The 26,927-nt window shown below is 45.5% G+C and carries 20 protein-coding genes, 4 tRNA genes and 1 pseudogene; 15 read left to right on the forward strand and 10 right to left on the reverse strand.

Features of this window, described 5'->3' with window-relative positions; all coding sequences use genetic code 11:
• Nucleotides 1–165 precede the first annotated feature (165 nt).
• Nucleotides 166–3,201, forward strand: a complete 3,036-nt coding sequence (locus N5E84_RS04420) for an FAD-binding and (Fe-S)-binding domain-containing protein (protein WP_029388448.1) — start codon at nucleotides 166–168, stop codon at nucleotides 3,199–3,201.
• Between the two features lie 50 nt (nucleotides 3,202–3,251).
• Nucleotides 3,252–3,743 (forward strand): methyltransferase family protein, encoded by a 492-nt coding sequence (locus N5E84_RS04425; RefSeq protein WP_019283309.1) that lies wholly within the window; start codon nucleotides 3,252–3,254, stop codon nucleotides 3,741–3,743.
• A gap of 128 nt (nucleotides 3,744–3,871) precedes the next feature.
• Here the strand turns inward: N5E84_RS04425 and N5E84_RS04430 are convergent, their stop codons facing one another.
• The 6 genes from N5E84_RS04430 to hutC all read right to left on the reverse strand — a co-directional run bounded on the left by N5E84_RS04430 (nucleotide 3,872) and on the right by hutC (nucleotide 11,088).
• Entirely contained in the window at nucleotides 3,872–4,597 is a 726-nt protein-coding gene (locus tag N5E84_RS04430; protein WP_029388449.1) for a DUF3581 domain-containing protein, read from the reverse strand.
• Nucleotides 4,598–4,706: 109 nt separating this feature from the next.
• The gene (hutH, locus tag N5E84_RS04435; RefSeq protein WP_017048047.1) at nucleotides 4,707–6,239 is read right to left on the reverse strand and encodes a histidine ammonia-lyase; all 1,533 of its coding nucleotides are present in this window, start codon (nucleotides 6,237–6,239) and stop codon (nucleotides 4,707–4,709) included.
• A 12-nt stretch (nucleotides 6,240–6,251) separates the two neighbouring features.
• On the reverse strand, nucleotides 6,252–7,949 hold the full coding sequence (gene hutU / locus N5E84_RS04440) for a urocanate hydratase (RefSeq protein WP_019283311.1): 1,698 nt from the start codon (nucleotides 7,947–7,949) through the stop codon (nucleotides 6,252–6,254).
• Nucleotides 7,950–8,026: 77 nt separating this feature from the next.
• Nucleotides 8,027–9,040, reverse strand: coding sequence for a formimidoylglutamase (gene hutG, locus N5E84_RS04445; protein WP_029388450.1), 1,014 nt, complete (start codon nucleotides 9,038–9,040; stop codon nucleotides 8,027–8,029).
• The gene (hutI, locus tag N5E84_RS04450; protein WP_029388451.1) at nucleotides 9,033–10,247 is read right to left on the reverse strand and encodes an imidazolonepropionase; all 1,215 of its coding nucleotides are present in this window, start codon (nucleotides 10,245–10,247) and stop codon (nucleotides 9,033–9,035) included. The genes hutG and hutI overlap by 8 nt, the downstream gene beginning before the upstream one ends.
• A 127-nt stretch (nucleotides 10,248–10,374) precedes the next feature.
• Nucleotides 10,375–11,088 carry a histidine utilization repressor gene (gene hutC, locus N5E84_RS04455; RefSeq protein ID WP_029388452.1) on the reverse strand — a complete coding sequence of 238 codons (714 nt, stop codon included), beginning with the start codon at nucleotides 11,086–11,088 and terminating at the stop codon, nucleotides 10,375–10,377.
• Between the two features lie 229 nt (nucleotides 11,089–11,317).
• Between hutC and yqfB the strand changes: the two genes are divergently transcribed.
• Nucleotides 11,318–11,662 (forward strand): N(4)-acetylcytidine aminohydrolase, encoded by a 345-nt coding sequence (yqfB, locus tag N5E84_RS04460; protein WP_010319023.1) that lies wholly within the window; start codon nucleotides 11,318–11,320, stop codon nucleotides 11,660–11,662.
• A 98-nt stretch (nucleotides 11,663–11,760) separates the two neighbouring features.
• On the opposite strand, the gene N5E84_RS04465 is transcribed toward yqfB, so the two are convergent.
• Both N5E84_RS04465 and yeiP read right to left on the reverse strand, forming a co-directional pair.
• Complete coding sequence (locus tag N5E84_RS04465; protein ID WP_010319022.1) at nucleotides 11,761–12,081, reverse strand: HI1450 family dsDNA-mimic protein; 321 nt, start codon at nucleotides 12,079–12,081, stop codon at nucleotides 11,761–11,763.
• 2 nt (nucleotides 12,082–12,083) lie between these two features.
• Nucleotides 12,084–12,650 carry an elongation factor P-like protein YeiP gene (gene yeiP / locus N5E84_RS04470; protein ID WP_013856610.1) on the reverse strand — a complete coding sequence of 189 codons (567 nt, stop codon included), beginning with the start codon at nucleotides 12,648–12,650 and terminating at the stop codon, nucleotides 12,084–12,086.
• 134 nt (nucleotides 12,651–12,784) lie between these two features.
• Here yeiP and N5E84_RS04475 point away from each other — a divergent pair, with 134 nt between their 5' ends.
• Complete coding sequence (locus N5E84_RS04475; protein ID WP_013856611.1) at nucleotides 12,785–13,552, forward strand: nucleotidyltransferase; 768 nt, start codon at nucleotides 12,785–12,787, stop codon at nucleotides 13,550–13,552.
• A gap of 24 nt (nucleotides 13,553–13,576) precedes the next feature.
• Here N5E84_RS04475 and N5E84_RS04480 read toward each other — a convergent pair whose 3' ends face one another.
• Complete coding sequence (locus N5E84_RS04480; protein ID WP_029388453.1) at nucleotides 13,577–15,883, reverse strand: DNA polymerase II; 2,307 nt, start codon at nucleotides 15,881–15,883, stop codon at nucleotides 13,577–13,579.
• A 481-nt stretch (nucleotides 15,884–16,364) separates the two neighbouring features.
• Between N5E84_RS04480 and uvrY the strand changes: the two genes are divergently transcribed.
• The 8 genes and pseudogenes from uvrY (at nucleotide 16,365) to N5E84_RS04520 (ending at nucleotide 22,009) form a co-directional block, all read left to right on the forward strand.
• Nucleotides 16,365–17,009 carry a UvrY/SirA/GacA family response regulator transcription factor gene (gene uvrY, locus N5E84_RS04485; RefSeq protein WP_026028128.1) on the forward strand — a complete coding sequence of 215 codons (645 nt, stop codon included), beginning with the start codon at nucleotides 16,365–16,367 and terminating at the stop codon, nucleotides 17,007–17,009.
• Nucleotides 17,009–18,841: an excinuclease ABC subunit UvrC gene (gene uvrC / locus N5E84_RS04490; protein ID WP_019283316.1), complete on the forward strand. Its 1,833-nt coding sequence runs from the start codon at nucleotides 17,009–17,011 to the stop codon at nucleotides 18,839–18,841. The genes uvrY and uvrC overlap by 1 nt, the downstream gene beginning before the upstream one ends.
• Before the next feature lie 46 nt (nucleotides 18,842–18,887).
• The gene (gene pgsA / locus N5E84_RS04495; RefSeq protein WP_019283317.1) at nucleotides 18,888–19,445 is read left to right on the forward strand and encodes a CDP-diacylglycerol--glycerol-3-phosphate 3-phosphatidyltransferase; all 558 of its coding nucleotides are present in this window, start codon (nucleotides 18,888–18,890) and stop codon (nucleotides 19,443–19,445) included.
• Between the two features lie 268 nt (nucleotides 19,446–19,713).
• A tRNA-Cys gene (locus N5E84_RS04500) sits at nucleotides 19,714–19,787 on the forward strand.
• A gap of 2 nt (nucleotides 19,788–19,789) precedes the next feature.
• Nucleotides 19,790–19,865, forward strand: a tRNA-Gly gene (locus N5E84_RS04505).
• An 85-nt stretch (nucleotides 19,866–19,950) separates the two neighbouring features.
• A tRNA-Leu gene (locus N5E84_RS04510) sits at nucleotides 19,951–20,037 on the forward strand.
• Nucleotides 20,038–20,060: 23 nt separating this feature from the next.
• Nucleotides 20,061–20,136, forward strand: a tRNA-Gly gene (locus N5E84_RS04515).
• A gap of 899 nt (nucleotides 20,137–21,035) precedes the next feature.
• Nucleotides 21,036–22,009, forward strand: a pseudogene (locus N5E84_RS04520) (carbohydrate porin).
• An 84-nt stretch (nucleotides 22,010–22,093) separates the two neighbouring features.
• Here the strand turns inward: N5E84_RS04520 and N5E84_RS04525 are convergent.
• The gene (locus N5E84_RS04525) at nucleotides 22,094–22,576 is read right to left on the reverse strand and encodes a GNAT family N-acetyltransferase (protein ID WP_019282586.1); all 483 of its coding nucleotides are present in this window, start codon (nucleotides 22,574–22,576) and stop codon (nucleotides 22,094–22,096) included.
• Between the two features lie 216 nt (nucleotides 22,577–22,792).
• Here N5E84_RS04525 and pheS point away from each other — a divergent pair, with 216 nt between their 5' ends.
• From pheS to ihfA, 3 genes are all read left to right on the forward strand, one after another.
• The gene (gene pheS, locus N5E84_RS04530) at nucleotides 22,793–23,776 is read left to right on the forward strand and encodes a phenylalanine--tRNA ligase subunit alpha (RefSeq protein ID WP_017044058.1); all 984 of its coding nucleotides are present in this window, start codon (nucleotides 22,793–22,795) and stop codon (nucleotides 23,774–23,776) included.
• Nucleotides 23,777–23,792: 16 nt separating this feature from the next.
• A complete protein-coding gene (gene pheT, locus N5E84_RS04535; RefSeq protein ID WP_019282585.1) occupies nucleotides 23,793–26,180 on the forward strand; it encodes a phenylalanine--tRNA ligase subunit beta in 2,388 nt (795 codons plus the stop codon).
• A gap of 421 nt (nucleotides 26,181–26,601) precedes the next feature.
• Entirely contained in the window at nucleotides 26,602–26,898 is a 297-nt protein-coding gene (gene ihfA, locus N5E84_RS04540) for an integration host factor subunit alpha (protein WP_010319630.1), read from the forward strand.
• Nucleotides 26,899–26,927: the final 29 nt, after the last annotated feature.

Genomic DNA, 26,927 nt, shown 5'->3' on the forward strand with positions numbered 1-26,927 from the left:
GGAAAAATGTCGTACTGATGACTTTTTAGAGAGATTCATTCTTGCATTGAGATTCTGATTTGATCACCTTTTTAAATGTTGTAAAGTGACGAAATTCAAAGATTAATATCAAAATAACCATTAACCCACAGCTGATTGGATCAGCGCAGTAGGGGCAGGAAGCAAATGTTACCAAGACTTCATCACCAAACGGACGTCGATCCCGTCGTTTTGAGCTTTTTACAACAACTCGAAAACGAGGGGTTTAGCGGCGATATCGAATCACAATACTCTAGCCGGCTTGCTGTTGCGACTGATAACAGTGTCTATCAGCAATTGCCTCAAGCCGTTGTGCATCCCAAATCAACTCATGACGTAGCACTTATTGGTAAGATTAGCTCAAAACCAGAGTTTGAGAGAGTCACTTTTTCACCGCGCGGTGGTGGCACTGGTACCAATGGCCAGTCGTTAACCAAAGGTATTGTGGTTGATTTATCTCGTAACATGAACCAAGTGCTTGAAATTAATGCTGATGAAGGTTGGGTAAGAGTACAAGCTGGTGTGGTGAAAGACCAATTAAATGATGCGGTCAGACCATTAGGTTATTTTTTCTCACCGGATCTTTCGACCAGTAACCGAGCCACACTTGGTGGCATGATCAATACCGATGCGTCAGGGCAGGGCTCTTTAAAATATGGCAAAACGTCGGATCATGTCTTGTCTCTGCAAGCCGTTTTTGCCGATGGCTCGGTACTTGAATCGGATCTCTCATTAGGCTTGCCTGAAAGTGGTACTTTTGCTGCAAACGCTTTGCAAGTGACCGAAGCGGTATGCCGTGGCAAGCGCGAACAAATTGTGGCGAAATTTCCACCTCTTAACCGCTTTCTGACGGGCTACGATCTTAAAAATGCGCTTGATGAAGAACGTGATCACTTTAATCTCACTCGGGTACTTTGTGGCGCAGAAGGCTCTTTGGTCTTCATCACAGAAGCAACCTTGAATCTGACGCCTATCCCCCAAGCTCGCACCTTAGTCAATGTGAAGTACAACAGCTTTGATTCGGCATTGCGTAATGCCCCTTTAATGGTAGCGGCCAATGCGTTATCGGTTGAAACCGTCGATTCCAAAGTATTAAATTTAGCTAAGCAAGATATTGTTTGGCATAGCGTCAGCGAGTTATTAGCGGATGTTCCGGGCAAAGAGATGCAAGGCATCAATATGGTCGAATACGCAGGCCAAAGCGAGCAAGAGGTTGCCGCGCAGGTCGCTTCATTGACGCAGCGTCTTGATCAGATGCTTGAGCAAGAACAAGCGGGCATCATTGGCTATCAAGTGTGCAGTGATTTGGCGAGCATTAACCTGATTTACAACATGCGCAAAAAAGCGGTGGGGTTATTAGGGGCGGCCAAAGGGAAGGCTAAACCCGTTGCTTTTGCTGAAGATACTTGTGTTCCTCCTCAACACTTGGCTGATTTTATTAGCGAATTCCGTACCTTGCTGGATGGCAAACAGCTCAGTTATGGCATGTTTGGCCACGTGGATGCCGGCGTGCTGCATGTGCGTCCTGCTTTGGATTTGTGTGACCCACAGCAAGAGCTTCTGATGCATGAAGTGTCTGATGAGGTGGTCAAACTGGTGGCAAAATATGGCGGTTTAATGTGGGGCGAACATGGCAAAGGTTATCGCTCCGAATATGGCCCCGCGTTTTTTGGTGAGGAACTATTTGCTGAATTACGACGCGTTAAAGCAGCCTTTGACCCGCACAATAAAATGAACCCCGGCAAAATATGCACGCCACTTGAGACCAATTTTGAATTGGTCAAAGTCACGGACACCAAACGCGGCTATTTTGATCGTCAAATCGATGTGAAGGTCCGTGACAGTTTCAAACAGGCGATGGAGTGTAATGGTAACGGTTTATGCTTTAACTATGACACCAGTTCGCCGATGTGTCCGTCGATGAAAGTCACGGCGGATCGTCGTCACTCACCGAAAGGCCGTGCCGGTTTGGTGCGTGAATGGTTACGCCAACTTACCGAGCAGGGTGTAGATATTCTCGACCTAGAGAAACAAGTGTTGGAGTCAAACCCAACCATCAAAACTATGATTGATCGCGTGCGTAACTCTTTCAATAAATCGCGTGAGTACGATTTTTCACATGAAGTGTATGAAGCGATGAACGGCTGCTTGGCGTGTAAAGCGTGTGCCAGCCAATGTCCAATCAAAGTGGATGTGCCGAGTTTTCGCTCTCGTTTTTTAAATATCTACTACTCACGTTATCAGCGTCCGGCTAAGGATTATCTCGTCGCGAATATTGAAACGCTTTTACCGGTCATGGTAAAGGCTCCGCAAGTGGTGAACGGGGTGTTGGCTCAGAAATGGGTACAAAGCCTCACCGCTTCAACCGTTGGTTACGTTGATGCACCCTTGCTTTCGGTACCGACGTTGGCAAAGCGTGTCGCAGGCCAAGTGGTGAAATTCGATATGCAGCGCCTCGCTGGGCTGTCACAGCAAGATCGCGCTGAACATGTGATTATCGTTCAAGACCCATTCACCAGTTATTACGATGCTGAGGTGGTTGAAGATTTCGTACAATTGCTGATCAAATTAGGCAAAAATCCGATACTGTTGCCATTCAAACCCAATGGTAAAGCGCAGCATATCAAAGGATTTTTAAAGCAATTCACAGCCACTGCGAAAAACACCGCTGCGTTTTTGTCACAAGTGGCTGATCTCAATATTCCAATGGTCGGTGTCGATCCGGCGTTAGTGCTTTGCTACCGTGATGAGTACAACGAAATTCTTGGCGATAAGCGCGGTGAGTTTGATGTGTTGACCGTTCATGAGTGGCTGTTGCCACGTTTGTCGGAGTTTAACCATCACCAAAACCACAGTGACGCGCCTTGGTATCTGTTTGCTCATTGCACGGAAAAGACCAAACTACCGAATGCAGAAAAAGAATGGGGCGCGATATTTAGCCATTTTGGTTCTCAGTTAAAAACGGTGCCAGTTGGTTGTTGTGGCATGGCTGGAACCTTTGGCCACGAAAAGGATAAGCTGGAGATGTCGAAAGATATTTATGGTTTAAGCTGGAAGCCAAGTTTAGAAAAACTGCCCAAAGAGCGTTGCTTGATCACAGGGTATTCCTGCCGTAGTCAAGTGAAACGATTTGAACAGGTAAAACCAAAGCATCCGTTACAAGCTTTACTGGCATTGTTGTAAACCCTAAGCCCAGACCTTACTGGGCTTTTTACTATACTGTCGATATTGGTTTGGATCGAAGCACAGTCAGGTGGAGCAGCATGGAAAAATTTGAACTGAAAATACCCCCAGTGGCGATATTTATTGTGGCGTTACTGTTGATGCATCGTATCTCATACAGTTTTGAGTTTGCAAGCCTCGCTTTACCTCTGCCTCGAGTGGTCTTTGCGATTTGCTTTGTTTTATCTGGCATCGTTGGTTTACTGGGGATTTACGAATTTCGCCGCAAGAAAACTACGGTCAATCCAACCAAACCAGAAACGACATCGTGTATTGTGGATAGCGGTATCTACCGTTATTCGCGGAATCCGATGTATCTGGGGCTATTTTTTCTGTTGTTTGGTGTGGCCTATTGGCAACACAATGGGTTGAGCCTCGTGGTCGCATTTTTATTTGTGTGGTTTATGAATCGTTTTCAGATTTATCCAGAAGAGCGAGTGCTGGAAGCGCGTTTTGGCGAAGAGTATGTCGATTACAAGCAGCGTGTCAGGCGCTGGATATAGTTGAATGGAAATCAAAAGCCCCGCAAGAATAGCGGGGCGGCAATCTATACAACGAACGTGGTTCTAGACAACAAATATGGTTCTAGATGATAAGCAAAAGAGCTCAAGCCATAGTGAAAAGAATACGGTTAGGCTGCTTTTGAAAATTGAGCTAAAAACATCTCTTTACGTTCATTGAAGCGATTAACTAAGTCATCGACTGCTTCTTGGTCATAAGGTTTCAGGCCACTGGCTACCATGCGCTTTACCCCTTTCCCTACGATTTGCCCGTTTTCTTTAAAGGCAAAGTTAAGCGTGACAATGCCACGTTTACCGTCAACATCAAACGTCGCACCAGAAAACTCAACTTCAGGTGAAGTGAGGTCTAAACGTTCAAATTCCACTTCCATGCTTTCATAGATGACTAATGGGCGCTGGCAGTTAATCATCATCTGCGCTTCTTCCATCAATGGCACCATGATGTGCGGGAAGTTCATACCAGAAAACTGCACATAGTTCGTCACAACGTGTTCGATAAATGCGGTGTTGTGGCTTACTTGGCCTTCACGGCTCATGTGTAGATACTCTTTGCCGGCAGTATCGACAAGAGCGCTCTCTTTCATACACTTATTTTCAATGTGCAGTGCAATGCCATCGCTGACCATGCCTGAAAAATCAAAACGCATCTTTTGGCTAATGCTTTCTTTTTGCAGCAATACTGCAAAGAGCAAATCGCCCGGAACACAGAAACGCTTGCTGTCTTCGTCGTGGATTGGGTTGAAATCTCCCGCCACTTTTTTAGCAAAGTGACTCGCTTGTTGGCGAGTGAACTGGAATTTTTGATCTTGATGAGAGAAATAAGATGTAAGAGACATAATGTACGCTGTATAGCCAAAACTGACGCGATTATAAGTCAACTCCACTCGATGAATGGTCCAATCAGTAAAAAGAGCCTCACAGAGAGCGAGGCTCAATAGCGTAACATTATAAGCTAGGGAGAAGATTTTCCGGCATGAGCGAGTTATGTACCGCCAGTTCTAACAAGGTATTGGCTTGTTCAATGTCTGGCGAGAAGTAGCGATCCTTATCGTAAAACGAAACTTTTTTACGCAGGATTTGTTTCGCTTCTTCGACTAATGCGGAGGATTTATTGGGCGCTCTGAAATCGAGCCCCTGCGCGGCAGAAAGATACTCGACCGCTAAAATACCACGCGTGTTTTCGCTCATATCACGCAGACGACGACCAGCAAACGTTGCCATCGACACGTGATCTTCTTGGTTGGCCGAAGTGGGTAAGCTGTCTACCGAAGCCGGATGGGCGAGCGTTTTATTTTCACTGGCTAGCGCTGCCGCCGTCACTTGCGCAATCATAAAGCCAGAGTTAACGCCACCGTTGTCCACTAAAAATGGTGGAAGCTTGCTGAGCGCGCTGTCAATCAAGAGCGCCATTCGTCGTTCTGACAAACTGCCGATTTCGGCAATTGCTAGTGCCAAATTATCCGCAGCCATCGCGACGGGCTCTGCATGGAAATTACCGCCAGAGATGATGTCGCCATCGTCTGCAAACACCAGAGGGTTGTCGGAAACGGCATTGGCTTCCACTTCTAGCGTTTCAGCCGAATTGCGAATTTGCTGTAAGCACGCGCCCATCACTTGTGGTTGGCAACGCAGTGAATACGGATCTTGTACTTTTTCACATGCGGTGTGGGATTCACCAATCTCGCTGCGGCTGTCAAGTACATGGCGATAAGCGCTGGCGGCATCCATTTGCGCGCGATGGCCGCGAACGCGATGAATGCGCGGATCAAACGGGCGGCGACTGCCCAGCGCCGCTTCGACCGACATCGAACCACACACAATGGCGGAGGCAAATAAGTCTTCTGCGGCAAATAACCCCTCTAGTGCAAATGCGGTAGAAGCTTGTGTGCCATTGAGCAGCGCGAGCCCCTCTTTTGGCGCTAAAGTAATAGGAGTTAGCCCTGCGATTTTCAACGCGTCCAGCCCAGAGATGATTTCGCCGTTGTGGCGAGCTTGTCCTTCGCCGAGCAGTACCGTACTCATGTGTGCTAAAGGTGCCAAATCGCCCGATGCACCAACCGATCCTTTTTGCGGAACACAGGGGTAGACTTGGTGATTAACTAACGCCATCAAGGCGTTGATCACCTCAAGTCGAATACCAGAATACCCACGGGAAAGGCTATTAATTTTGAGTACCATCATCAAGCGAACGGTTTCATCCGCCATGAATTTACCAATGCCCGCTGCGTGTGAAAGCACGATGCTGCGCTGCAAGGTTTCTAAATCTTCAGGGGCAATTTTAGTATTGGCAAGTAGGCCAAACCCCGTGTTGATACCATAAACAGTACGATTTTCGGCAATCACCTGCTCAACGACTTGTGTGCTTGCTTCAATACCCGCTATCGCGCTGGAGTCGAGTGATACGGTGACCGGCTTTCGGCTGACTTGACGCAGTGCTTTTAAGCTCAATTGGCCCGGTTTAATAACAAGATTTAACATGTTTTTTTGTCCTTACTTCAGTTGCGCGAGTTCATGGTTGAGCATTGGCAGGTCGAGCTTTTGTTCTTTAGCACAGCGTTTCGCAATGTCATAGCCTGCATCAGCATGGCGCATGACACCTGTGGCTGGGTCGTTATGTAAAACACGCGCAATGCGTTGCGCTGCGTCATCTGAACCATCGCAGCAGATCACCATGCCAGAGTGCTGAGAAAAGCCCATACCTACGCCACCGCCGTGGTGGAGTGACACCCAAGTTGCGCCACCGGCGGTATTGAGCAGTGCGTTGAGCAGCGGCCAATCGGAAACAGCGCCTGAGCCATCTAGCATACCTTCAGTTTCACGGTTTGGGCTTGCTACCGAGCCGGAATCTAAATGGTCGCGACCAATCACGACTGGCGCTTTTAACTCGCCACTTTTCACCATCGCGTTAAAGGCTTGGCCTAAACGTTCGCGATCTTTCAAACCCACCCAACAGATGCGAGCTGGTAGGCCTTGGAATTGAATGCGTTCGCGCGCCATGTCTAGCCAGTTATGTAGATGGGGGTTATCAGGGATTAACTCTTTCACTTTTTGGTCGGTTTTATAAATGTCTTCGGGATCGCCAGACAGGGCGACCCAGCGAAAAGGCCCAATCCCCTCACAAAACAGTGGGCGAATGTAGGCTGGCACGAATCCTGGGAAGTCAAAAGCGTTTGTCACTCCTTCTTCGAGAGCCATTTGGCGGATGTTGTTGCCGTAGTCGAGTGTGGCAGCGCCGCGTTTTTGCAGCGTTAACATCGCTTGAACTTGGACCGCCATCGATGCTTTGGCCGCTTTGACCACCTGGCTTTCATCTTGAGTGCGCATTTGAGCGGCGTGTTCCATGCTCCAATTTAAAGGTAAATAACCATTGAGTGGGTCATGGGCCGAGGTTTGGTCTGTCACCACATCGGGGGTGATATTACGCTCAACTAGCTGTGGAAAAATATCAGCGGCATTACCTAACAAACCGACAGAAATCGGTGTCTCCGAGCTATCGATCATCGCCAAGGCTTCATTTAAACTGGTGGCTTTTTTATCGACATAACCAGTGCGTAAGCGGTAGTCGATGCGCGATTCATCACACTCGACCGCAATCATGGAAAACCCAGCCATGGTTGCCGCTAATGGCTGAGCGCCGCCCATGCCACCTAAGCCGCCAGTCAACACCCAGCGGCCTTTTGCGCTACCAGCAAAATGCTGTTTAGCGATGGCGACGAAGGTTTCGTAAGTACCTTGTACAATGCCTTGTGAGCCGATGTAGATCCATGAGCCCGCCGTCATTTGACCGTACATCATCAAACCTTGCTTATCGAGCTCATTAAAGTGCTCCCAGTTGGCCCAATGTGGTACAAGGTTTGAGTTGGCAATTAGCACACGTGGTGCATTTTTGTGCGTCGGGAAAACACCGACAGGTTTGCCTGATTGAACCAAGAGCGTTTGATCCTCTTCAAGGCGTTCAAGTACTTCAACAATTTTATCAAAGCACGGCCAATTTCGGGCCGCGCGGCCAATGCCACCATACACCACAAGTGCATGTGGGTGCTCTGCAACGTCTGGGTCAAGGTTGTTCATGAGCATGCGCAGTGGCGCTTCGGTTAACCACGATTTGGCTCGAAGTGTTGTACCGTGAGGGGCGCGAATGGTGCGCGTAGTATCAAGACGTTGCTCTTGAGTGTGGGGTTGCGTCATGTTGAGACTCCTTGTGTTTCACAATGTGGCGCTATTGTTGTTATGGTGCCAGTATCGGGTTTAGTGAGGTGTAGCGATTAATCGTCGGTCATGGCATTGGCGATATCCCAACACAACCTTGCCGCAAGACGAGCGGTTTGATTGTCTTGGTCAAATCGCGGGTTGTATTCGGCAATGTCGGCAATTAACAGTTTGTTTTTGTGGTAGAAAATTTTGTCAAAATAAGGGGCGAGCGCTTCATAACTGACGCCACGTGCTGCTGGGGCGCTGACTCCCGGCGCCGTTGCAGCTGGAAAGACATCTAAGTCAATTGTCAAATAGAGATAGTCACACTGGTCAATGAAGTGCTGCAGTTCACGCAGATGATCAATCGGGCTCAGTGCTGAAAACTGATTATCTTGCATATACCAAACGCCCAGTTCATCGGCTCGTTGAAACAGTGCCGCCGTATTACTTGCTCGGCTCACACCTAAGCAAGCGTAATGAAATGGCCATTGATTTTGCTCGCACCATTGATGAATTTGATTAAAGGGAGTGCCCGAGCTAGGTCGCACCGAAGCGATCTCTGACTCAAAAGCACGCAAATCGAAATGTGCGTCAAAATTGATGATCCCAATTCGTGGTTGGCTGATGGCTTGTTGACTCAGATATTGCGCTGCGCCTTGAAATGTGGCCCAAGCGACTTCATGACCGCCACCCAGTACGATAACGGGCGTTTGTTTAAGTGTATGGGCAATCACATCAGCGCACTGTTGCTGAGCCAGCTCAAGTTCATCATCAATACAGCGAATATTGCCCAGATCAAAAAAGCGAGAGTGCTTATGCCAAGCCATGTTGGCCAGCGCTTGGCGAATGGCATCGGGGGCCTGTTTTGCGCCAATGCGTCCTTTATTGCGGGCCACCCCTGCATCGCATTCAAAACCGATAATGGCAATGGCTTTCTCATCTTGGTTTTGTTGAATTGGTAGCGTATTGACGGTACAACGTTGAGTTTGATGGTGAACGCGTGTACCTAACTCGCCATCTTCGGCATCGTGACGGCCTTGCCACTCGAAGCTGTGCTGAGTGTTGTTAAAGGTAGGGTTATTCATAGGTAAATGCTCCGTCAACTACGCGTGCATGCAAACGCGGTACGCCCACTTGATAACTTAAATCGGCTGGGTGGCTAATATTCCAAATGGCGAGATCGGCATCGTAGCCAGTGGCAATTTTGCCGCGAGAATCAGCAAAACCTAACGCTTGCGCAGCATGTTGAGTCACACCTCGTAAGGCTTCTTGGGGGGTTAAGCCAAACAGTGTGCACGCCATATTCATAATAAGAGTGAGGTCAGCAAACGGCGATGTGCCGGGGTTGAAATCACTTGCGATGGCCATTGGAATATGATGCTGACGCAGTAAATCAATCGGTGGGCGTTGGGTTTCACGTAAGAAATAAAAAGCACCGGGCAGCAAGGTTGCCACGGTATTGGAACGGGCGAGTGCAAACACACCTTGCTCATCTAAATATTCGATATGATCGGCAGACAAACCTTGGTAATGGGCGGTTAAAGCGCTTCCCCCTAGGTTTGATAATTGCTCGGTATGACCTTTCACTTGCAGCCCATGCGCAATTGCGGCTTGGAACACTTTTTCTGTTTGTGCCAGCGTAAAACCAATCGATTCACAAAACACATCGACGCTCGAAGCGAGTTTTTGTTCGGCCACCAGAGGGATGATTTCCTGACAAATATGCTCAACATAATCGTCTGATCGGTGTTGATATTCTGGTGGAATGGCGTGAGCGGCGAGCAGTGTTGTGACGACTTTAATGCGGCGATGATCCTCAAGGTGCTTAGCTGCTTTGAGCATTTTTATCTCATCATGGAGCGTTAAACCGTAGCCCGATTTGATCTCAACGGATGTGACACCGGAACACAGCAACCCCTCTAACCTTGGTAGTGCCAACTCAACCAATTGGTCAATGGATGCGGTGCGGGTGGCGTGGACGGTTGATAAAATACCGCCGCCTTGCTTGGCGATCGCTGGGTAGGGAACACCTTGCAAGCGCATTTCAAACTCATTGGCGCGGTTACCGGCATAGATAAGGTGAGTATGGCAATCTATCAACCCCGGAGTGATAAGCTTGCCTTGGCAATCTATGACTTTGTGTTCTGGCGTGGCAGTGATGGGAATGTGGCTATCAAGGCTGGCGTCAATTTTGCCCGCTTTTATCACCACAGTTTTAGGAGAGCTAGGTTGATAGCCAAGCTCTCCTTGTTCCATGCTGACGATACGCGCGTTGGTCAGTATTAGATCCATCTTTATTGTCACCGTTATCGCTTAGTACGCTGCTGATTTAAATGTATATACAAATAAATAAGGCAAAAGCGCACGCGGTGCAAGATGAATGTTGCAAAAGTGTGATCGAATGTTGAAATGTGTAGCGTTAGTCGAGCATCACTTTAGAGGTTAATTTGTATTTAGAGCCCGGGTGATAAAGCAGTGCAGAGCTGACTAACTTATCGCCACTCCAGGTACGGCGATTAAGTAGTAAACAGGGTTCATTGACGGCCAACTGCAACAATTGTTTGATGTGATGATCGGCAATAATGGCTTCAACAGTGTGCTCAATTGCACTCAATGGGCAGTTTTGTGAAAGATATTGATTGGGCGTCATGAAGGCGAAGTTTTGTTCAAGATAGTGGGGCGCGTAGCGGCTATTGACCCAACGCACTTCCAGTTGTATCGGAGTATCATTGGCAAAGTGAATGATTTCACTATAAAAAACAGAAGATCCTAGCATGACGCCGAGTTTGATAGCGACACTTTCATCTGCTGTTAACGCAAGTTGCTTTAAGACTTTACTGCGATATTGCTTCCCTCGGCTAGCGACCTCGTCAGCAATATTACGAATATCAAGTAGCGGTGATTCCGCTTTGTCTTCTACAGCGCAAACAAAAGTACCTAGCCTTGGTCGGCGTTGCAGTTTTCCATCAGCTACCAGATCCCGTATCGCTTTATTCACCGTCATCCGACTCACATTAAATTGCTCAGTCAGTTCTAGTTCGGTGCTTATGCGTTGGCCGACAGGCCAGTGTCCGGAGTCAATGTTATCTAAAATAAATTGTTTTATTTGTCTATAAAGTGGTGAGCTTGACATGGGCATGATGAGTTTTATTTGAATATACAAATAATTAACGAAGTCGCTGGGAAATGCAATATTTAGATAAGGCTTTGCGATCATCATCGGCCAAAACTGTGAATTGGTGAAGCCGCTATCGACGACAAAGGGTCAGTGTCACGGTAAGATGGCGCTGTAACTTGTGTTGTCAATAGTAACCTGTGTTGTAAATAGTAACTTGTGGTTTAAATAATAAAGAGAAAATGCGATGACAGCTCCAACAGAAATGACTTTTTTCGCTCGTTTTGAAGCGGATATTTTGGCGAAAAAGAAAGTGATCACCATTCGTGATGAGAGCGAAAAGCACTACCAAGTTGGCTCTATTGTCGAGGTGAGTACGTTGGAAGAGGGACGAAAGTTCTGCCGCTTGTTAATCAATAAGGTTGAACCGATCCTATTTAGCGAATTAAGCCACTACCATGCAGAGCAAGAAAATATGTCACTCACGACACTGAAAGAGGTGATTCAAGACATTTATCCCAATATTGAACAGTTGTATGTAATTCACTATCAACTGGTTGAAGAGAAAGCTCTGGAAAAAGATCACGCTTAAAAATAATAACGCCAATCAATCACGGTTGGCGTTATTGCTGTTTGCCTCAAGACAGTGTCACGACGATTTCATTATAAAACGCAGCAACAGTAATGAGGTTAGTCACGCTTCCACAGAATGTGGCAGAACTTTTGGTCTGGGTCGCGGCTAACGAGCATTCTTGCAAACACATCGTCTAGTACGTCGTCCTCTTCGTTGACAAGACCGATCAATACTTCCGCGTAAGCTTCCTTATCGACGTCAAAACCCACGTGTTGAACCCAATCATCACCAACGTCAAGCAGTTCAGCCGCGCCACGGTCTTCAAATTGTGCCGTAAACAGGATGACATCAACAGGTTCTAGATTATCGGGTGCCATTTCAAGAAAGATGTCGTAAGCCGCATCAATGGCATCGTCGTAAGAAATCAAATCAGACATTATTATGCTCGGCTCATGTATTTGCGTTCAGCGGTGTTGATAATAATACGGTCGCCAGTTGCGACATATTCAGGAACTTGCACGACAAGGCCAGTGCTTAAACGTGCTGGTTTTGAACGCGCAGAAGCTGAAGCACCTTTGATGGAAGGATCAGTCTCTTCAATCACAAGCTCAACAGATGAAGGGACATCTAGTGCTACCGCAACACCGTCAACGACAACCACATACATACCTTGGATTTCTTCAGTGATGAACAGTAGCTCATCTTCGATATCCGCCTGTTTAAACGTAAATTGAGTGTAATCTTCGTTATCCATGAAGATGTACTCATCACCATCAACATAAGAAAACGAAACCGCACGGCGGTTCATGTCAACGGTGTCGACAAAGTCATCGGCTTTTAAACGCTCATCAACGCGAGCGCCAGTGTTCAAATCAGTACAACGTAGTTTGTAGATTTTAGAACCACCGCGGCCACCAGGAGTGGTCACTTCGATGTCTTTGATCAATAGCGTCTTGCCACCAGAAATAATAGCAAACCCTTTTTTTAATTCATTCGCCTTTGGCATGGAATTTTTCCTTCATACTTAGTTTCGGCGCATTATACCTTGCCGTTTTCGAAAAGGAATATCTTGATTGATTGCTTTGCATAGTAGAACATGACCGCGTGTACTTTTTCTTAAATTAACTAACGCTTTTTGCTATGTATTTATCGGTTATTGACCCAAAACAACCCTTTCAGGCTGAATATCAAGCGGCTATCGATGATCTCATCAAGTTTCTGCGTGCCGGGTTAGGTGACAATCTACATAGTCTTTACCTTTATGGCAGTGTGGCGCGCAGAACTGCGCGTTATGGGCGCTCCAATTTGGATGTAGTGTTGGTCACGCACCGTGATTTCTCCGAGCAACGAGCAACTCTGCTGAATACGATAAAATGGCGATTTCAGAAAAGTTTCCCACATATCACCGAAGTCTCGATCAAAACTGCACTCGTGAGCGAGGTAGCCACTTTAGAGAGCATTTTTACGTGGGGATTTATGTTGCGCCATTGCTGCGTTTGCATCTTGGGTGATGATCTGGCGGAATGCTTTGGCGATTTCGAACCCAGTTGGGAAATAGCCAAACACTGGAATATGGACATCGCAGATTGGGTCTTTTTTTATCGTGATAAAATTGCAAAAACCAGTTCTGAAAGCGAACAGAGCAAGGCGCAAGTAGCCATTGCCAAGAAATTACTGCGCGCCAGTTATTCTTTGATTATGTATCGTGACAAAAATTGGTTTGATGATCCTATTGAATGCGGGCAGCAGTTTTTACGTTATCATCCGGAGAAAAAAATCGACATTGAGAGATTGGGTATTTTGCTCTCTGGACGAGTGATCGCCAAACGTTCAGTGATTGGGATTCTAGACAGTTATGGTCAATGGCTGGCAAAGCAGTACCAAAAAACAGAGTTTCGGATTGGTTAACCGCTGGCTAGATCGTCGTACTTCTTAAAATAGCCCAAGTTGTGGTTGGCTGAGCTGTTCGAAATTCAAGCCAACAAAAGGCAAAATGGCTTCTGCGACTGGCTGCAATTGTTTATCGATATAGTGCTGATAATCGATAGGACTTTTTAAATACTCTTTAGGCTCAGGGCCATTTAGTGTGATGAGATATTCGATACGACCCCGGTTTTGATATTGCAGCGGTACGTTTTTTTGGTATTCATGCAGCTTGCGCCGCAACCGTTTTTGGTACACGAGCTCATGGTCGAGTTGACCTGTTTGAGTTTGCTCAACGATTTCACGAATAAACGCCGCAGGGTCTTCACCATTAAAAATCATCGAATAAAGTTGGTGCTGAAAGCGTTGTGCGAGCGGAGTCCAGTCCGTTCTTGCACTCTCAAGCCCTTTAAAAATTAGCCGCTCGTTTTCTCCTTCACCGATCAATCCCGCATAGCGTTTTTTTGATCCTGTTTCTGAACCTCGGATGGTTGGCATCAGAAACTTTCGGTAGTGGGTTTCGTATTCCAATTCCAGCATCGATTCCAATCGGTACTCTTCACGCAAGTGGGTCGTCCACCATTGATTGATGTGTTCAACCAGTTGTTTTCCTACGCGATCCGCTTGCTGCTGTGAATATTGACCACCTAAAGAGACAAAGGTTGAGTCGGTATCACCATAAATCACTTGATAGCCTTGCGCCTCAATTAACTTTTTAGTTTGCTTCATGATCTCGTGTCCGCGCATGGTAATACTGGACGCCAAACGAGTATCAAAAAAACGACAACCTGACGATCCAAGCACCCCGTAGAAAGAGTTCATGATGATTTTTATCGCTTGTGAAAAGGCTTTGTTATTGTTCTTTTTCGCCACATCACGCGCAGCCCATAATTTCTCGATCATTTCTGGAAGAAAATGTTTGGTACGGTGAAATTGACCACCACGAAATCCCGTTACCGCTTGGTTATCCTCTTTGCCAATCGGAATTTTTAGCCCTTCAATCAAGCCAAGTGGGTCAATTAAAAATGAACGAATGATCGAGGGATATAAGCTTTTAAAATCAAGAAGCAACACAGAGTCGTAGAGGTTAGGGATGGAGTCCATCACATAGCCTCCGGGGCTTGCGACCCAATTTTCGGAGTGTAAGTTAGGCGCGATGTAACCCGCGCGATGCAATTGAGGTAAATAGAGATTGGTAAAGGCGGCGACAGAACCGCCGACGCGATCTAGCTCCACACCCGTGAGACGGGAACGTTCAATGGCGAAATCCAGCAAATGGGTATGTTCAAAGATTTTATTCACTAACACACAATCTTGCAGGTTGTATTTCGCCAGTGAAGGTTTGTCTTTTTTAAACATATGGTTGATTTCATCCATCCGATCATGGGCGTTGTGAATCGCTTTTCCTTCGCCTAATAGCTCCCTTGATACTGATTCCAATGACCAAGAACGAAATTGGTAAGTGGCTGTTTTTAATGTATCAATTCCATCCAACACTACTCGCCCGGGAATGGTAATAAACCCTTGCTGACTCTGGTTTGAACTACGAAAAAAACTGTGCTGTTTGCCGCGACCAATCGCAAGTCTTAACTTATGCCACTCGGCTCTTTTATGGAGTAAGCGAAAATCAAAATCAATCACGCTCCAGCCAATTACTACATCAGGGTCGAACTCAGTGAACCAATCGATGAGAGCGTTGAGCAATGCGTATTCGTCTTTCACCCATTGAATTGGGGTATCGCAAGGCTCAGGCTCACCAATCATGATTACGCGGCTGTCCATTGGGCTATCAAAACCAATCGAGTAGAGAATGCCTTTTTCAGAGCATTCTAAATCCAGCGAAACCACTTTCAGATGAGGAAGATAGTTGCCCGGTCGACATTTCGCCTGTTCTATTTTTGAATGGGAAAGCGTCTGGGTAAGCCGTCCAGTGAATTCAATGCTGCCTTTAAGAAAACGCTCCATAAGAAAGCGGTCGGCAAGCTTAATATCATCTTCTAACGTCAGAATATGATGTTGCTTTAGTAGTGCCGAAAACTCAGCATGCGTTTGAATCGTTTGACAATAACAACCCGCTAGGAGGGTATGTTCAAAATCTTCCAAATCCAATGTTTTTAATTCGATAGAGAGCTGCCGCTCTAACGCTAATTTTTGCGCTTGTGGTACATCTTTCTGTGGTATGAAGAAAACGGGTTTTTCACCACGGATAATCAGTTGGGTTGGACCTTGAGGCGTACTCAACCACAACTCAATATGAGTCGAGCCATGAAGGTCTCTTGCATGGCGAGTAAGTAAAAAACCGTGTTGAATAACCAAGCGTAATAAATCCAAATAGTCGTAACCTTGGGGGAGGGCATCATATCAGAGCTACGAGGTAAATAACGAATTTCAGTGAGGTGAGTAAGCGGGCGATGGAGATGAAATAACCGTTAATCGGTATGGTGTATGCATTTTAACTTTATGATTTGTTTTGGTTTTGTATTTTTATGAGGCTGGTTGCATTTTTATGTTTAGGTTCAAATTTGTCAAAAAATCATGTAAAAGTCGTGCGACATCTCTGCTAATATAATTAAGCTTTTGATTTGTTGATGGATTCTCATTGGATGATTAGCCGAACAAATAAGTACTTGCCAAATTTGGGGTTTGAGCACATATTCAGTGTGAGTAAAAACCAATGTTAAGTTAATTACCCGATTGTGAGTTAATTTCCAATTGTGAGCTAATTAATGTGGGCCGCGATGCTGCTATCCACGATTCAGTGGGTGCAGAGCCAATAGATGAGTGTGGAGATACAAGTTTGATAAGTGTTTTCCTTGTAGATGATCACGAGCTGGTTCGCACAGGGATACGACGTATTATTGAAGACGTCCGTGGAATGAACGTAGTAGGGGAAGCTGACAGCGGTGAAGAAGCAGTAAAATGGTGTCGCAGTAATCATGTCGACGTTGTTTTAATGGATATGAACATGCCTGGTATCGGCGGTTTGGAAGCGACAAAAAAAATTCTGCGCTTTAATCCAGATGTGAAAATCATCGTGTTAACGGTTCATACGGAAAATCCATTTCCGACCAAAGTGATGCAAGCTGGAGCCGCGGGTTATTTAACCAAAGGTGCAGGCCCAGATGAAATGGTCAACGCGATTCGCATTGTGAATAGCGGGCAGCGTTATATCTCGCCTGAAATCGCACAGCAAATGGCATTAAGCCAATTCTCGCCAGCTTCTGACAATCCATTTGCTGATCTCTCGGAAAGAGAGCTGCAGATTATGATGATGATTACCAAAGGGCAAAAAGTGACGGATATTTCCGAGCAACTTAGTCTTAGCCCCAAAACAGTAAATAGCTATCGCTATCGACTGTTTAGTAAGTTAGCGATAAGCGGTGATGTTGAACTGACCCATTTAGCTATTCGACACGGAATGTTAGACACAGAGACGCTTTAGTGAGTTCTTTGTTCGACTCGGTCGCTTTTCTTAAAACCGTTACCCATCAGCCCGGCGTTTATCGAATGTATAACGCCGAGGCTGATATCATCTATGTTGGCAAAGCCAAAGACCTCAAAAAACGCCTTTCTAGCTACTTTCGAAAAACAATCGACAGTGAGAAAACGCGCGCGTTAGTCAGCCATATCGATAAAATTGATGTCACCGTTACTCACACTGAAACGGAAGCGTTGATCCTTGAACATAATTACATCAAGCAATATTTGCCTAAATACAATGTGCTGCTGCGAGATGATAAATCTTACCCGTATATTTTTATTAGTGGGCATAAGCACCCTCGTTTGTCGTTGCACCGTGGCGCGAAAAAGCGCAAAGGTGAGTATTTTGGTCCATACCCTGATTCTGGTGCGGTTCGAGAGTCGTTACACCTCATCCAAAAAATATTTCCGGTAAGACAATGTGAAGATACCGTCTATAGCAACCGGACTCGTCCTTGCCTGATGTATCAAATTGGCCGCTGCGCTGCACCTTGTGTGAGTCATATCATTGCGGATGAAGAGTATGCTGAATTGGTTAATTATGTTCGATTGTTTTTGCAAGGCAAAGATAACCAAGTACTTGAAACATTAGTGCAAAAAATGGAACAAGCCAGCCAAGCACTGCAGTTTGAAAATGCCGCTAAATTTAGAGACCAGATCCAAGCCATTCGAAGAGTCCAAGAACAACAGTTTGTTTCTGAAGAGACGATGGATGACATGGATGTATTGGGATTTGCCCAAGAAAATGGCATCGCTTGCATCCATATTTTGATGATCCGCCAAGGTAAAATATTGGGTAGTCGTAGCCATTTTCCTAAAATTCCGGCTAACACGACTCAAGAAGAGGTGTTTGATGGCTTTTTAGGACAGTATTATTTAAGTCACAATGAAGCGCGTACGATCCCAAGTCGAGTGATCTTAAATGCGGGTCTGCTAGAGGATGAAAAGCCGCTGCAAGAAGCCTTACAGACCCTAGTCGGGCGTAAAGTTTCTTTCCACATCAGCCCAACAGGTGTGCGTGCTCAATATTTAAAATTGGCTAATACCAATGCATTGAGCGCAATAACGGCTAAAATTAACCATAGAATGACGATCAACCAGCGCTTTAAAGCACTTCAAGCTGTTTTAGGGTTGGATAGCATAGAGCGTATGGAGTGTTTTGATATTTCGCACACCATGGGAGAGAGCACGATCGCCTCATGCGTGGTATTTAACCAAGAAGGGCCTGTTAAACCAGAATACCGCCGTTATAACATCACGGGAATTACTGGTGGGGATGATTACGCTGCAATGGGACAAGTGTTAGATAAGCGGTATTCCAAGCAGCTTGACGTGGAAAAAATCCCCGATGTCATTTTCATTGATGGTGGTAAAGGGCAATTGAATCGAGCTTTGCAGATCATCTCTAGCCATTGGCAAGATTGGCCGAAAAGACCGGTGATGATTGGTATCGCCAAAGGCGTTACCCGCAAACCGGGGCTAGAAACGTTGATTACAACCGATGGCGATGAATTTAACCTGCCAAGTGATGCGCCAGCTTTGCATTTGATTCAGCATATTCGCGATGAAAGTCATAATCACGCCATTGCTGGGCATAGAGCCAAACGAGGTAAAACACGGCGTACCAGTACATTGGAAGGCATAGAAGGGGTTGGGCCTAAACGCCGGCAAGCACTGCTGAAATATATGGGAGGGCTGCAAGAGCTAAAAAGAGCCACTGTTGAAGAAATCGCCAAAGTGCCCGGTATTAGCCATTCTTTAGCTGAAAACATTTATCAAGCATTGAAACAATAAGAAAAATAACGCAACATAACCGCGCAATCGATAAGAGCCTATAAATATGCGTTTGAATATTCCTAATATTTTGTCTTTATTACGACTTTTCCTTATCCCAGTATTTGTCGTTGTTTTCTATCTGCCTTACGGCTGGGGCCCTTTTGCTGCGGCAATGGTGTTTTGGGTAGCGGGTTTTACCGATTGGTTAGATGGCATGCTTGCGCGAAAACTTGGGCAAACCTCTCGCTTTGGTGCTTTTATCGATCCAGTAGCGGATAAAGTGCTCGTTGCGACGGCTCTTATCTTGATCACCGACCATTACCACAGTCTCTGGATAACGATTCCAGCCGTGACAATGATTGCACGTGAAATCATCATTTCTGCGTTGCGAGAATGGATGGCGGAAATTGGTAAACGAGCGAGTGTGGCCGTTTCATGGGTTGGGAAGGTTAAGACGCTCACCCAAATGTTTGCATTGTGGGTACTGATTTGGCGTTATGATGATTGGATGGTGTGGGTCGGCTATGCAGCGTTATACATCGCCACCATTTTGACCTATTGGTCAATGGTTCAATACTTGGCGGCAGCTAAAGACGACCTCCTCAATGCAGAACATCATTAAGAAACGGGCTTAGGCCCGTTTTTTGTTCCTCCAATTTCTACAATCCCTTTCACAACATGCATTATTGCTTTAGTTAAAGCACAGTTATCTCGTGTAAAAGGTGGTTAATTTTGCTATCAAATTAACCAAATCTGTCCTTTTTGAATGTAAAATAGCCAAACGATTTAAAAACTAAAAAAATAATATTGACTCATCGAATCGAATGCGTAGAATGCATCCCGTACTTGAGAGGAACGGAAGAAACAACCCAACCCTTTGATGTTACAGGGGCGCGTTGGCAGAGGGGCTATGCAGCGGATTGCAAATCCGTGGACCTCGGTTCGACTCCGGGACGCGCCTCCATTGCGACACTAGCTCAGTTGGTAGAGCGCAACCTTGCCAAGGTTGAGGTCACGAGTTCGAACCTCGTGTGTCGCTCCAAATTTTGAGGTGTTGAACCTAACGTTCAGTATCTAAAGATGGTGTTACTAAATTTTGTAAACAGCATCGCAATGCAGAATTGCGTGCCCTGGTGGTGAAATTGGTAGACACAAGGGATTTAAAATCCCTCGACTTTCGAGTCGTGCCGGTTCAAGTCCGGCCCGGGGCACCATCTTTTTACTGCTTATGCAGTATGCGACACTAGCTCAGTTGGTAGAGCGCAACCTTGCCAAGGTTAAGGTCACGAGTTCGAACCTCGTGTGTCGCTCCAAATTAAAGCCCTAGCAGAAATGCTGGGGCTTTTTCATCTCTGTCTCACAGCCAGTTTACAACCAACGATATCGTTTTAGAGCAACCTTGCCAAGGTTGAGGTCACGCTTTTAGTTCAAAAGAAAGCGAACCTCGTGTGTCGCTCCAAATTAAAGCCCTAGCAGAAATGCTGGGGCTTTTTCATCTCTGTCTCACAGCCAGTTTACAACCAACGGTATCGTTTTAGAGCCACCTTGCCAAGGTTGAGGTCACGCTTTTAGTTCAAAAGAAAGCGAACCTCGTGTGTCGCTCCAAATTAAAGCCCTAGCAGAAATTGGGTAAATCCCCCCTACGTTCACTATATTCGTTGACGGTTTCGGACGTGAAATTGAAATATTTTAAGCAAAGCCATCACCATCAAAACAGCAATGCTTCGATTTATGGTCAAATCTCGCATCGTTTTCACTCTCTATTCTCAATTCTAGAATGTTAATAATTTGATAAAGCAACCATTATCTTGAGTTGTTATTATTTTGTGAAGTGAAATTTCGACCTACTTCACATAATTTTCGTGCCAACATTTAATTTATGGTGTGAATTATTTGCAAAGGCGTGATTTATATAAACTTATCAATAATGCATTCATGGGAACGGTTCTTAATGTGACATTGATCTATTTTTACATTGATTTGGTGAATGTAAACTCCATTCCCGTCAGCAACGTTAAGGGAATACATAAGCAGTGGTTGCTGAGTAATAAAGAAATTGAGTTATTCATGATTACCAAAGTAGCGTGCTACTTCCCCCGGTGAATCTGAACTTAACTAATTAATTTTATTACCTATATCTCAGGATGAGATTCAAGGTGTCAAGCACCAACATAATGATAATGATGACCATAAGGTCGATGGAGTATAAAAAATGAATTTTGCTACCTCTGGTAAACTTTCTCTTGCCGCAATTCTAATTTCAGCCGCACTACAAGCAAACGCAGGTATCAGTGTTGAAGGTGAACAAGGTGTTTTCTCAATCGGTGGTGATGTCGAGTTCGATATTAACCTTCGTGATAAAAATGCCACTGATAAGCAAGAGCTAAATCAAGACGGTCGTCTTTTGGTTCAAATCGCTGGTGAGCGCAGTGTGAGTGGTGACCGTTATATCAAAGCACAAGCACAACCTTTACTTAAAACAACGGGTGATGTTGAGCTTGATGATGCGTGGATTGCATTTGGTCAAGCAAATAACTGGGAATTGAGAGTAGGTCGTTATGAAGCATTTGATCTATTCCCTGTTGGTTAAGATACTATGCTTGAATACGCAACAGCAGAACCGTATCGAGCGAATGCGGCTCGTGGTCGTGGCGATAACGGCCAAGTCGGTTTTAGTAAGACAGCGGATAATCTTTACTTTGAACTCTCTACCAAATTTGAGAAGAATGCGACTACAGCGGATAAAAATGCTGTGTTCGTACGCCCAGTTGTTGCGTACCAAATCGTTGACTCAGTTCGTGTTGCTGCTGGTTTAGAAGCCAATCTGACAGCAGATGATAAAGATGCTGCGAATGATTTCCTTGGTTATGGCGCGACAGTTACTATTCTGCTAACGATCTTTCTATCAACGTGAACTATGCGTTCCGTGATTTCGACAAAACTAAACAAGAAGATACGACCATCGGTGCTAACTTACTGTTTAAAGGCTTTGGTCTAGGTCATGTCTATGGTGATGTTGATAAAGGTACTAGCGAGAAGGTAAATACCACTTATGCTTCTTACCAATTTGCTAATGTGATGGATGTGGAAGATTTCTCTGTTTATCTAGGTACTTACTACTCGAAAGTAGACGACACAGAAAACAAAGATCTAGGCATGCGTATCCGTCTAAAATACTTCTTCTAAGTTTTAAAACTTAAGCATTAAATCTCAACTGCTTTTGATGCCTACCGTCCGGTAGGCATTTTTTGTATAAGCAGATGCGATGATTTACAGCTGTTTAAGCATCCACACATCGCAGCCGTTGTGCTCAGTGCCGTCCATTGGTCGATCCAAATGTATAAATCCGAGCTTTTCATATAACTGAATGGCGGATGTCATACTAGATAACGTATCCAAATAGCAAGATTGATAACCTGCATTTTGAGCAAATGATAGGCATGCTTCACTGAGCATTTTTCCTAGCCCACAACCGCGACTTTCTGGTAATAAGAAGAGTTTTTTTAGCTCACAGATCCGTTGGCTATGATGAAAGGCTGCAATACCTGCTCCACCGACAATGATGCCGTCACGTTTGGCTACTAGATAAAGGCTGCTGCTCTCTTGCGTATAATGTTGACTCATGTTTTCCACTTCAGCATCAGATGGGCCAAAACCCTCACCGATGGCCCCAAATTCAGCGCCTACAGATTGGATAATTTTACAAATGTCCGGATCATCTTGTGGTTCGATTGGTGTTATCGTGATGTTCATTGTTTCTTCTTAAAAATAGTCATGTTTTTATTATTGTTTGGGGAGAGGGAGGTAATATCAAGAGAGCGTCAAAAATAATGCCGTTTTTTTGTTCAAGAACAAGCGTCAGTATCATTTCAATTTGGCTTTAGAGGTGGCTTTCGATACTATGTACAGCTATCTGAAAAATACAAAAACATCCTATACGGACACTACCTACAGGTAGATGAGGAAACGATGCAACATCTAGAAGAGATTATTGCTAATGCGACCGCAGCGATTAATGCTGCCGATTCGCTAGTCGCACTTGATGAAGTGCGTGTTCAGTACTTGGGTAAAAAAGGTGAGTTAACCACTCAGCTACAGAGCCTAGGTAAATTGCCACCCGAAGAACGCCGCGCTGCAGGTCAAGAGATCAACGTTGCGAAAGAAACAGTGCAACACGCCATTGCTACGCGTAAAGATGCTTTGCAGCGAGCAGAGTTAGAAGCCAAACTAGCGGCTGAAACGATTGACGTTACTTTGCCTGGACGCCGCATTGAAAATGGTGGCTTACACCCAGTGACTCGCACAGTTGAACGCATTGAGCAGTTCTTTGGTGAGCTTGGTTTTCATGTTGAATCTGGCCCTGAAATTGAAGACGCCTTCCACAACTTTGATGCGTTGAATATTGCTGCCGATCACCCAGCACGTACTGATCACGATACCTTCTTCTTTAATCCAGATTTAATGTTGCGTACACACACGTCAGGTGTGCAAATTCGCACTATGGAAAATGGTCAACCGCCGTTTCGTTTTATTGCGCCGGGCCGCGTATATCGTAATGACTACGACCAAACACACACACCAATGTTCCACCAAGTTGAAGGAATGTTGGTTGATGAGCACGTCAATTTTGCTCAGCTTAAAGGTATTTTGAACGATTTCTTATGTAACTTCTTTGAAGAAGAAGTTGAAGTGCGTTTCCGTCCTTCTTATTTCCCATTTACAGAACCTTCTGCGGAAGTGGATGTGAAGGGTAAAAATGGTAAATGGCTTGAAGTTCTAGGCTGTGGCATGGTTCACCCGAACGTTTTGCGCAGTGTTGGTATTGACCCTGAAAAATATTCTGGCTTTGCATTTGGTATGGGTGTTGAGCGTTTAACGATGCTTCGTTATGGCGTCAACGACCTACGCGCGTTCTTTGAGAACGATCTGCGCTTCCTCAAACAATTCAAGTAATTCAAGGGTAAACACAATGAAATTCAGCGAATCATGGCTTCGTGAGTGGGTTAACCCTGCGGTTACGACTGACGAACTTACACATCAAATTACAATGGCAGGCTTGGAAGTCGATGACGTTCTTGCTGTCGCCGGTGAATTTACTGGCGTCAAAGTGGGTCACGTTGTGGAATGTGGTCAACATCCAGATGCCGACAAACTGCGTGTAACGAAAGTTGACGTGGGTGAGGAAGAACTGCTTGATATCGTTTGTGGTGCAGCAAACTGCCGCCAAGGCTTAAAAGTGGCGGTAGCGACTGTTGGTGCTGTACTGCCCGGCGATTTCAAGATTAAAAAAGCAAAATTACGTGGTCAACCTTCTCACGGCATGCTTTGTTCATTCAGTGAGCTAGGGATTGATGTTGAATCCGCTGGCATTATGGAGCTTGCAGAAGATGCTATCGTTGGTACTGATTTCCGCGAATTCCTAAGCTTAGATGATGTGACTATTGATGTCGATTTGACCGCGAACCGCGCAGATTGCTTTAGTATTCGTGGCCTTGCTCGTGAAGTAGGTGTATTGAACCGCATTGATGTCACTGAGCCATCAGTCACCGCTGTTCCTACTTCAATTGAAGATAAAGTCTCTATTGAAGTGAAAGCACCGGCCGCTTGTCCGCGTTATCTTGGTCGCGTGGTTAAAAACATTAATGTTCAAGCCCAAACACCGCTTTGGATGCAAGAGAAGTTACGCCGTTGTGGTCTACGTTCAATTGATCCAGTGGTTGATATCACTAACTATATCTTGCTTGAACAAGGCCAACCGATGCATGCCTTTGATCTTGCCAAGATCGAAGGCGGTATTGTTGTTCGTATGGCCGAGCAGGATGAAAAACTTACGCTACTCGATGGTACAGAAGCTAAGTTGAATGTTGATACGCTGGTTGTTGCCGATCACAATAAAGCATTAGCCATTGCGGGCATTTTTGGTGGTGAAGGTTCAGGCGTTAGCTCAGAAACCCAAGATGTACTGCTTGAGTGTGCTTTCTTTGCACCAGACCATATCCGCGGTCGTGCTCGTAGCTATGGCCTACATACTGATTCATCCATGCGTTTTGAGCGCGGTGTTGACTACGCGTTGCAAGCCAGTGCGATGGAACGAGCGACTCAGCTGCTGGTTGATATTTGTGGCGGTGAAGTTGCACCTGTGGTTAGTGTTGAGTCTGAAACGGAGTTACCTAAACCAAATCAAGTCACACTTCGTCGCACTAAACTGGACAGTTTGCTTGGTCATCACATTGCGGATGCTGATGTGGTTGAAATCCTAAAACGTTTAGGTATGAGTGTTGAGAGCCGTGCAGACAGTTGGGTTGCTACCGCGCCAACGTGGCGTTTTGATATCGCGATTGAGCAAGACTTGATTGAGGAAATTGGCCGTATTTACGGTTACAACAATATCCCTAATCAAGCTCCCGTTGCAGCATTGAGCATGAATGACCACCAAGAAGCAAACTTGCCACTTAAGCGTGTTCGTCATTTGTTAGTTGACCGTGGTTACCATGAAGCGATCACCTACAGCTTCGTTGAGCCAGAGCAGCAGAAACTGATTGTTCCAGATGTTGAACCACTCATTCTGCCTAATCCTATTTCTGCTGATATGTCAGCGATGCGTTTGGGCTTAATCCAAGGTCTATTAAATACCGTGGTTCATAACCAGAAACGCCAGCAGCCACGCGTTCGTTTGTTTGAATATGGTTTGCGTTTTATTCCTGATGCCTCGGCAGAGAACGGTATGCGCCAAGAGCCTATGCTCGCGGGTGTAATATCCGGTACTCGTGGTGAAGAGCACTGGAACATGGACACCGCAACGGTAGATTTCTTCGATCTAAAAGGTGACTTGGAAGCCATTCTTGATTTAACCGCCAACGGCAAAGCTTACAGTTTTACTTCTGTTGCACACCCAGCGCTGCACCCTGGGCAATCGGCCGCCATCGTTGTCGATGGTGAGATTATTGGGGTGATAGGCACTGTTCATCCAGAGCTTGAGCGTAAGTTTGGCTTGAATGGCCGCACCATCGTATTTGAACTTGAATGGTCAGCTGTGAACACCCGTGTAATTCCAGAAGCTGCATCACTGTCTAAGTTCCCAGCGAACCGCCGTGATATAGCACTGGTTGTTGATGGCGCCATTGCTTCAGGTGATATTGTCGATGCATGTCGTAACGCTGGTGGTGAGCTTCTAAAAGAGGCGAAGCTGTTTGACGTTTATGTAGGCAAAGGGGTTGAAGAGGGCAAGAAGAGTTTAGCGATTGCGTTGATGCTTCAATCGACTGAACGTACTTTAGAAGAAGCAGATATTGCAAGCGCTGTTGAATCGATTGTGACTTCAGTAGCGGCACAGTTTGGTGCAGCCCTGCGCGACTAATTCAGAAAGTAGCCCAAGTATATTTGAGCAGGTTCAAGTTGGGCCTGCTTTTTTATATGCAATTTAGTGACAAGTTAGTGTTAAACAAGTCTATGATTTAACAGGTTATAAATTTTTTTATCAGAAATCGATATCCATTCAAAATAGTATGAAATTCTGAAAATGTTGGCTGTTATGATATAACTAACTAAATTGTCAGTGTTTTTTCTCAATCTTCGACGTCTAATTGTATAAATGCAGCCAGTATATGCGCTTATTTTGATGAAACTATTAATATTGTTGCGAATAAAAAAGTTGGCGAAAATCAGAAGCTTGGCATACACTTTTCAGGTAAAGCCGATATCTTATTGATTGGCTAAGCGAAAATGCTTTGGCGCTGCTTAGAAGCAGCAAGGTTTAACATAGCTTTGAGGGAAGTTTTATGGCGCTCACAAAGGCCGAATTGGCTGAAAACCTGTTTGAAAAGCTTGGATACAGTAAACGGGATGCCAAGGAAACGGTTGAAGTGTTTTTCGAAGAGATTCGCAAGGCGCTTGAAAGTGGCGAACAGGTAAAACTATCTGGTTTTGGTAATTTTGATCTACGAGACAAAAACGAGCGTCCGGGTCGAAACCCAAAAACAGGTGAGGATATTCCTATCTCCGCTCGACGTGTCGTAACGTTCCGCCCAGGGCAGAAATTAAAAGCCCGAGTCGAGAACATTAATGTCGAAAAATAGACCGAGCAATAGACCACGCTATGCGTGGT

The organism is Vibrio sp. J502, assembly GCF_025397955.1.
Classification (GTDB): domain Bacteria; phylum Pseudomonadota; class Gammaproteobacteria; order Enterobacterales; family Vibrionaceae; genus Vibrio; species Vibrio anguillarum.

Coding starts and splice junctions, on each gene's coding strand:
- N5E84_RS04420 (WP_029388448.1), top strand. CDS start 166: ATGTTACCAAGACTTCATCACCAAACGGACGTCGATCCCGTCGTTTTG.
- N5E84_RS04430 (WP_029388449.1), bottom strand. CDS start 4,597: ATGTCTCTTACATCTTATTTCTCTCATCAAGATCAAAAATTCCAGTTC.
- hutH (WP_017048047.1), bottom strand. CDS start 6,239: ATGTTAAATCTTGTTATTAAACCGGGCCAATTGAGCTTAAAAGCACTG.
- hutU (WP_019283311.1), bottom strand. CDS start 7,949: ATGACGCAACCCCACACTCAAGAGCAACGTCTTGATACTACGCGCACC.
- hutG (WP_029388450.1), bottom strand. CDS start 9,040: ATGAATAACCCTACCTTTAACAACACTCAGCACAGCTTCGAGTGGCAA.
- hutI (WP_029388451.1), bottom strand. CDS start 10,247: ATGGATCTAATACTGACCAACGCGCGTATCGTCAGCATGGAACAAGGA.
- hutC (WP_029388452.1), bottom strand. CDS start 11,088: ATGTCAAGCTCACCACTTTATAGACAAATAAAACAATTTATTTTAGAT.
- yqfB (WP_010319023.1), top strand. CDS start 11,318: ATGACAGCTCCAACAGAAATGACTTTTTTCGCTCGTTTTGAAGCGGAT.
- N5E84_RS04465 (WP_010319022.1), bottom strand. CDS start 12,081: ATGTCTGATTTGATTTCTTACGACGATGCCATTGATGCGGCTTACGAC.
- yeiP (WP_013856610.1), bottom strand. CDS start 12,650: ATGCCAAAGGCGAATGAATTAAAAAAAGGGTTTGCTATTATTTCTGGT.
- N5E84_RS04475 (WP_013856611.1), top strand. CDS start 12,785: ATGTATTTATCGGTTATTGACCCAAAACAACCCTTTCAGGCTGAATAT.
- pgsA (WP_019283317.1), top strand. CDS start 18,888: ATGCGTTTGAATATTCCTAATATTTTGTCTTTATTACGACTTTTCCTT.
- N5E84_RS04525 (WP_019282586.1), bottom strand. CDS start 22,576: ATGAACATCACGATAACACCAATCGAACCACAAGATGATCCGGACATT.
- pheS (WP_017044058.1), top strand. CDS start 22,793: ATGCAACATCTAGAAGAGATTATTGCTAATGCGACCGCAGCGATTAAT.
- pheT (WP_019282585.1), top strand. CDS start 23,793: ATGAAATTCAGCGAATCATGGCTTCGTGAGTGGGTTAACCCTGCGGTT.
- ihfA (WP_010319630.1), top strand. CDS start 26,602: ATGGCGCTCACAAAGGCCGAATTGGCTGAAAACCTGTTTGAAAAGCTT.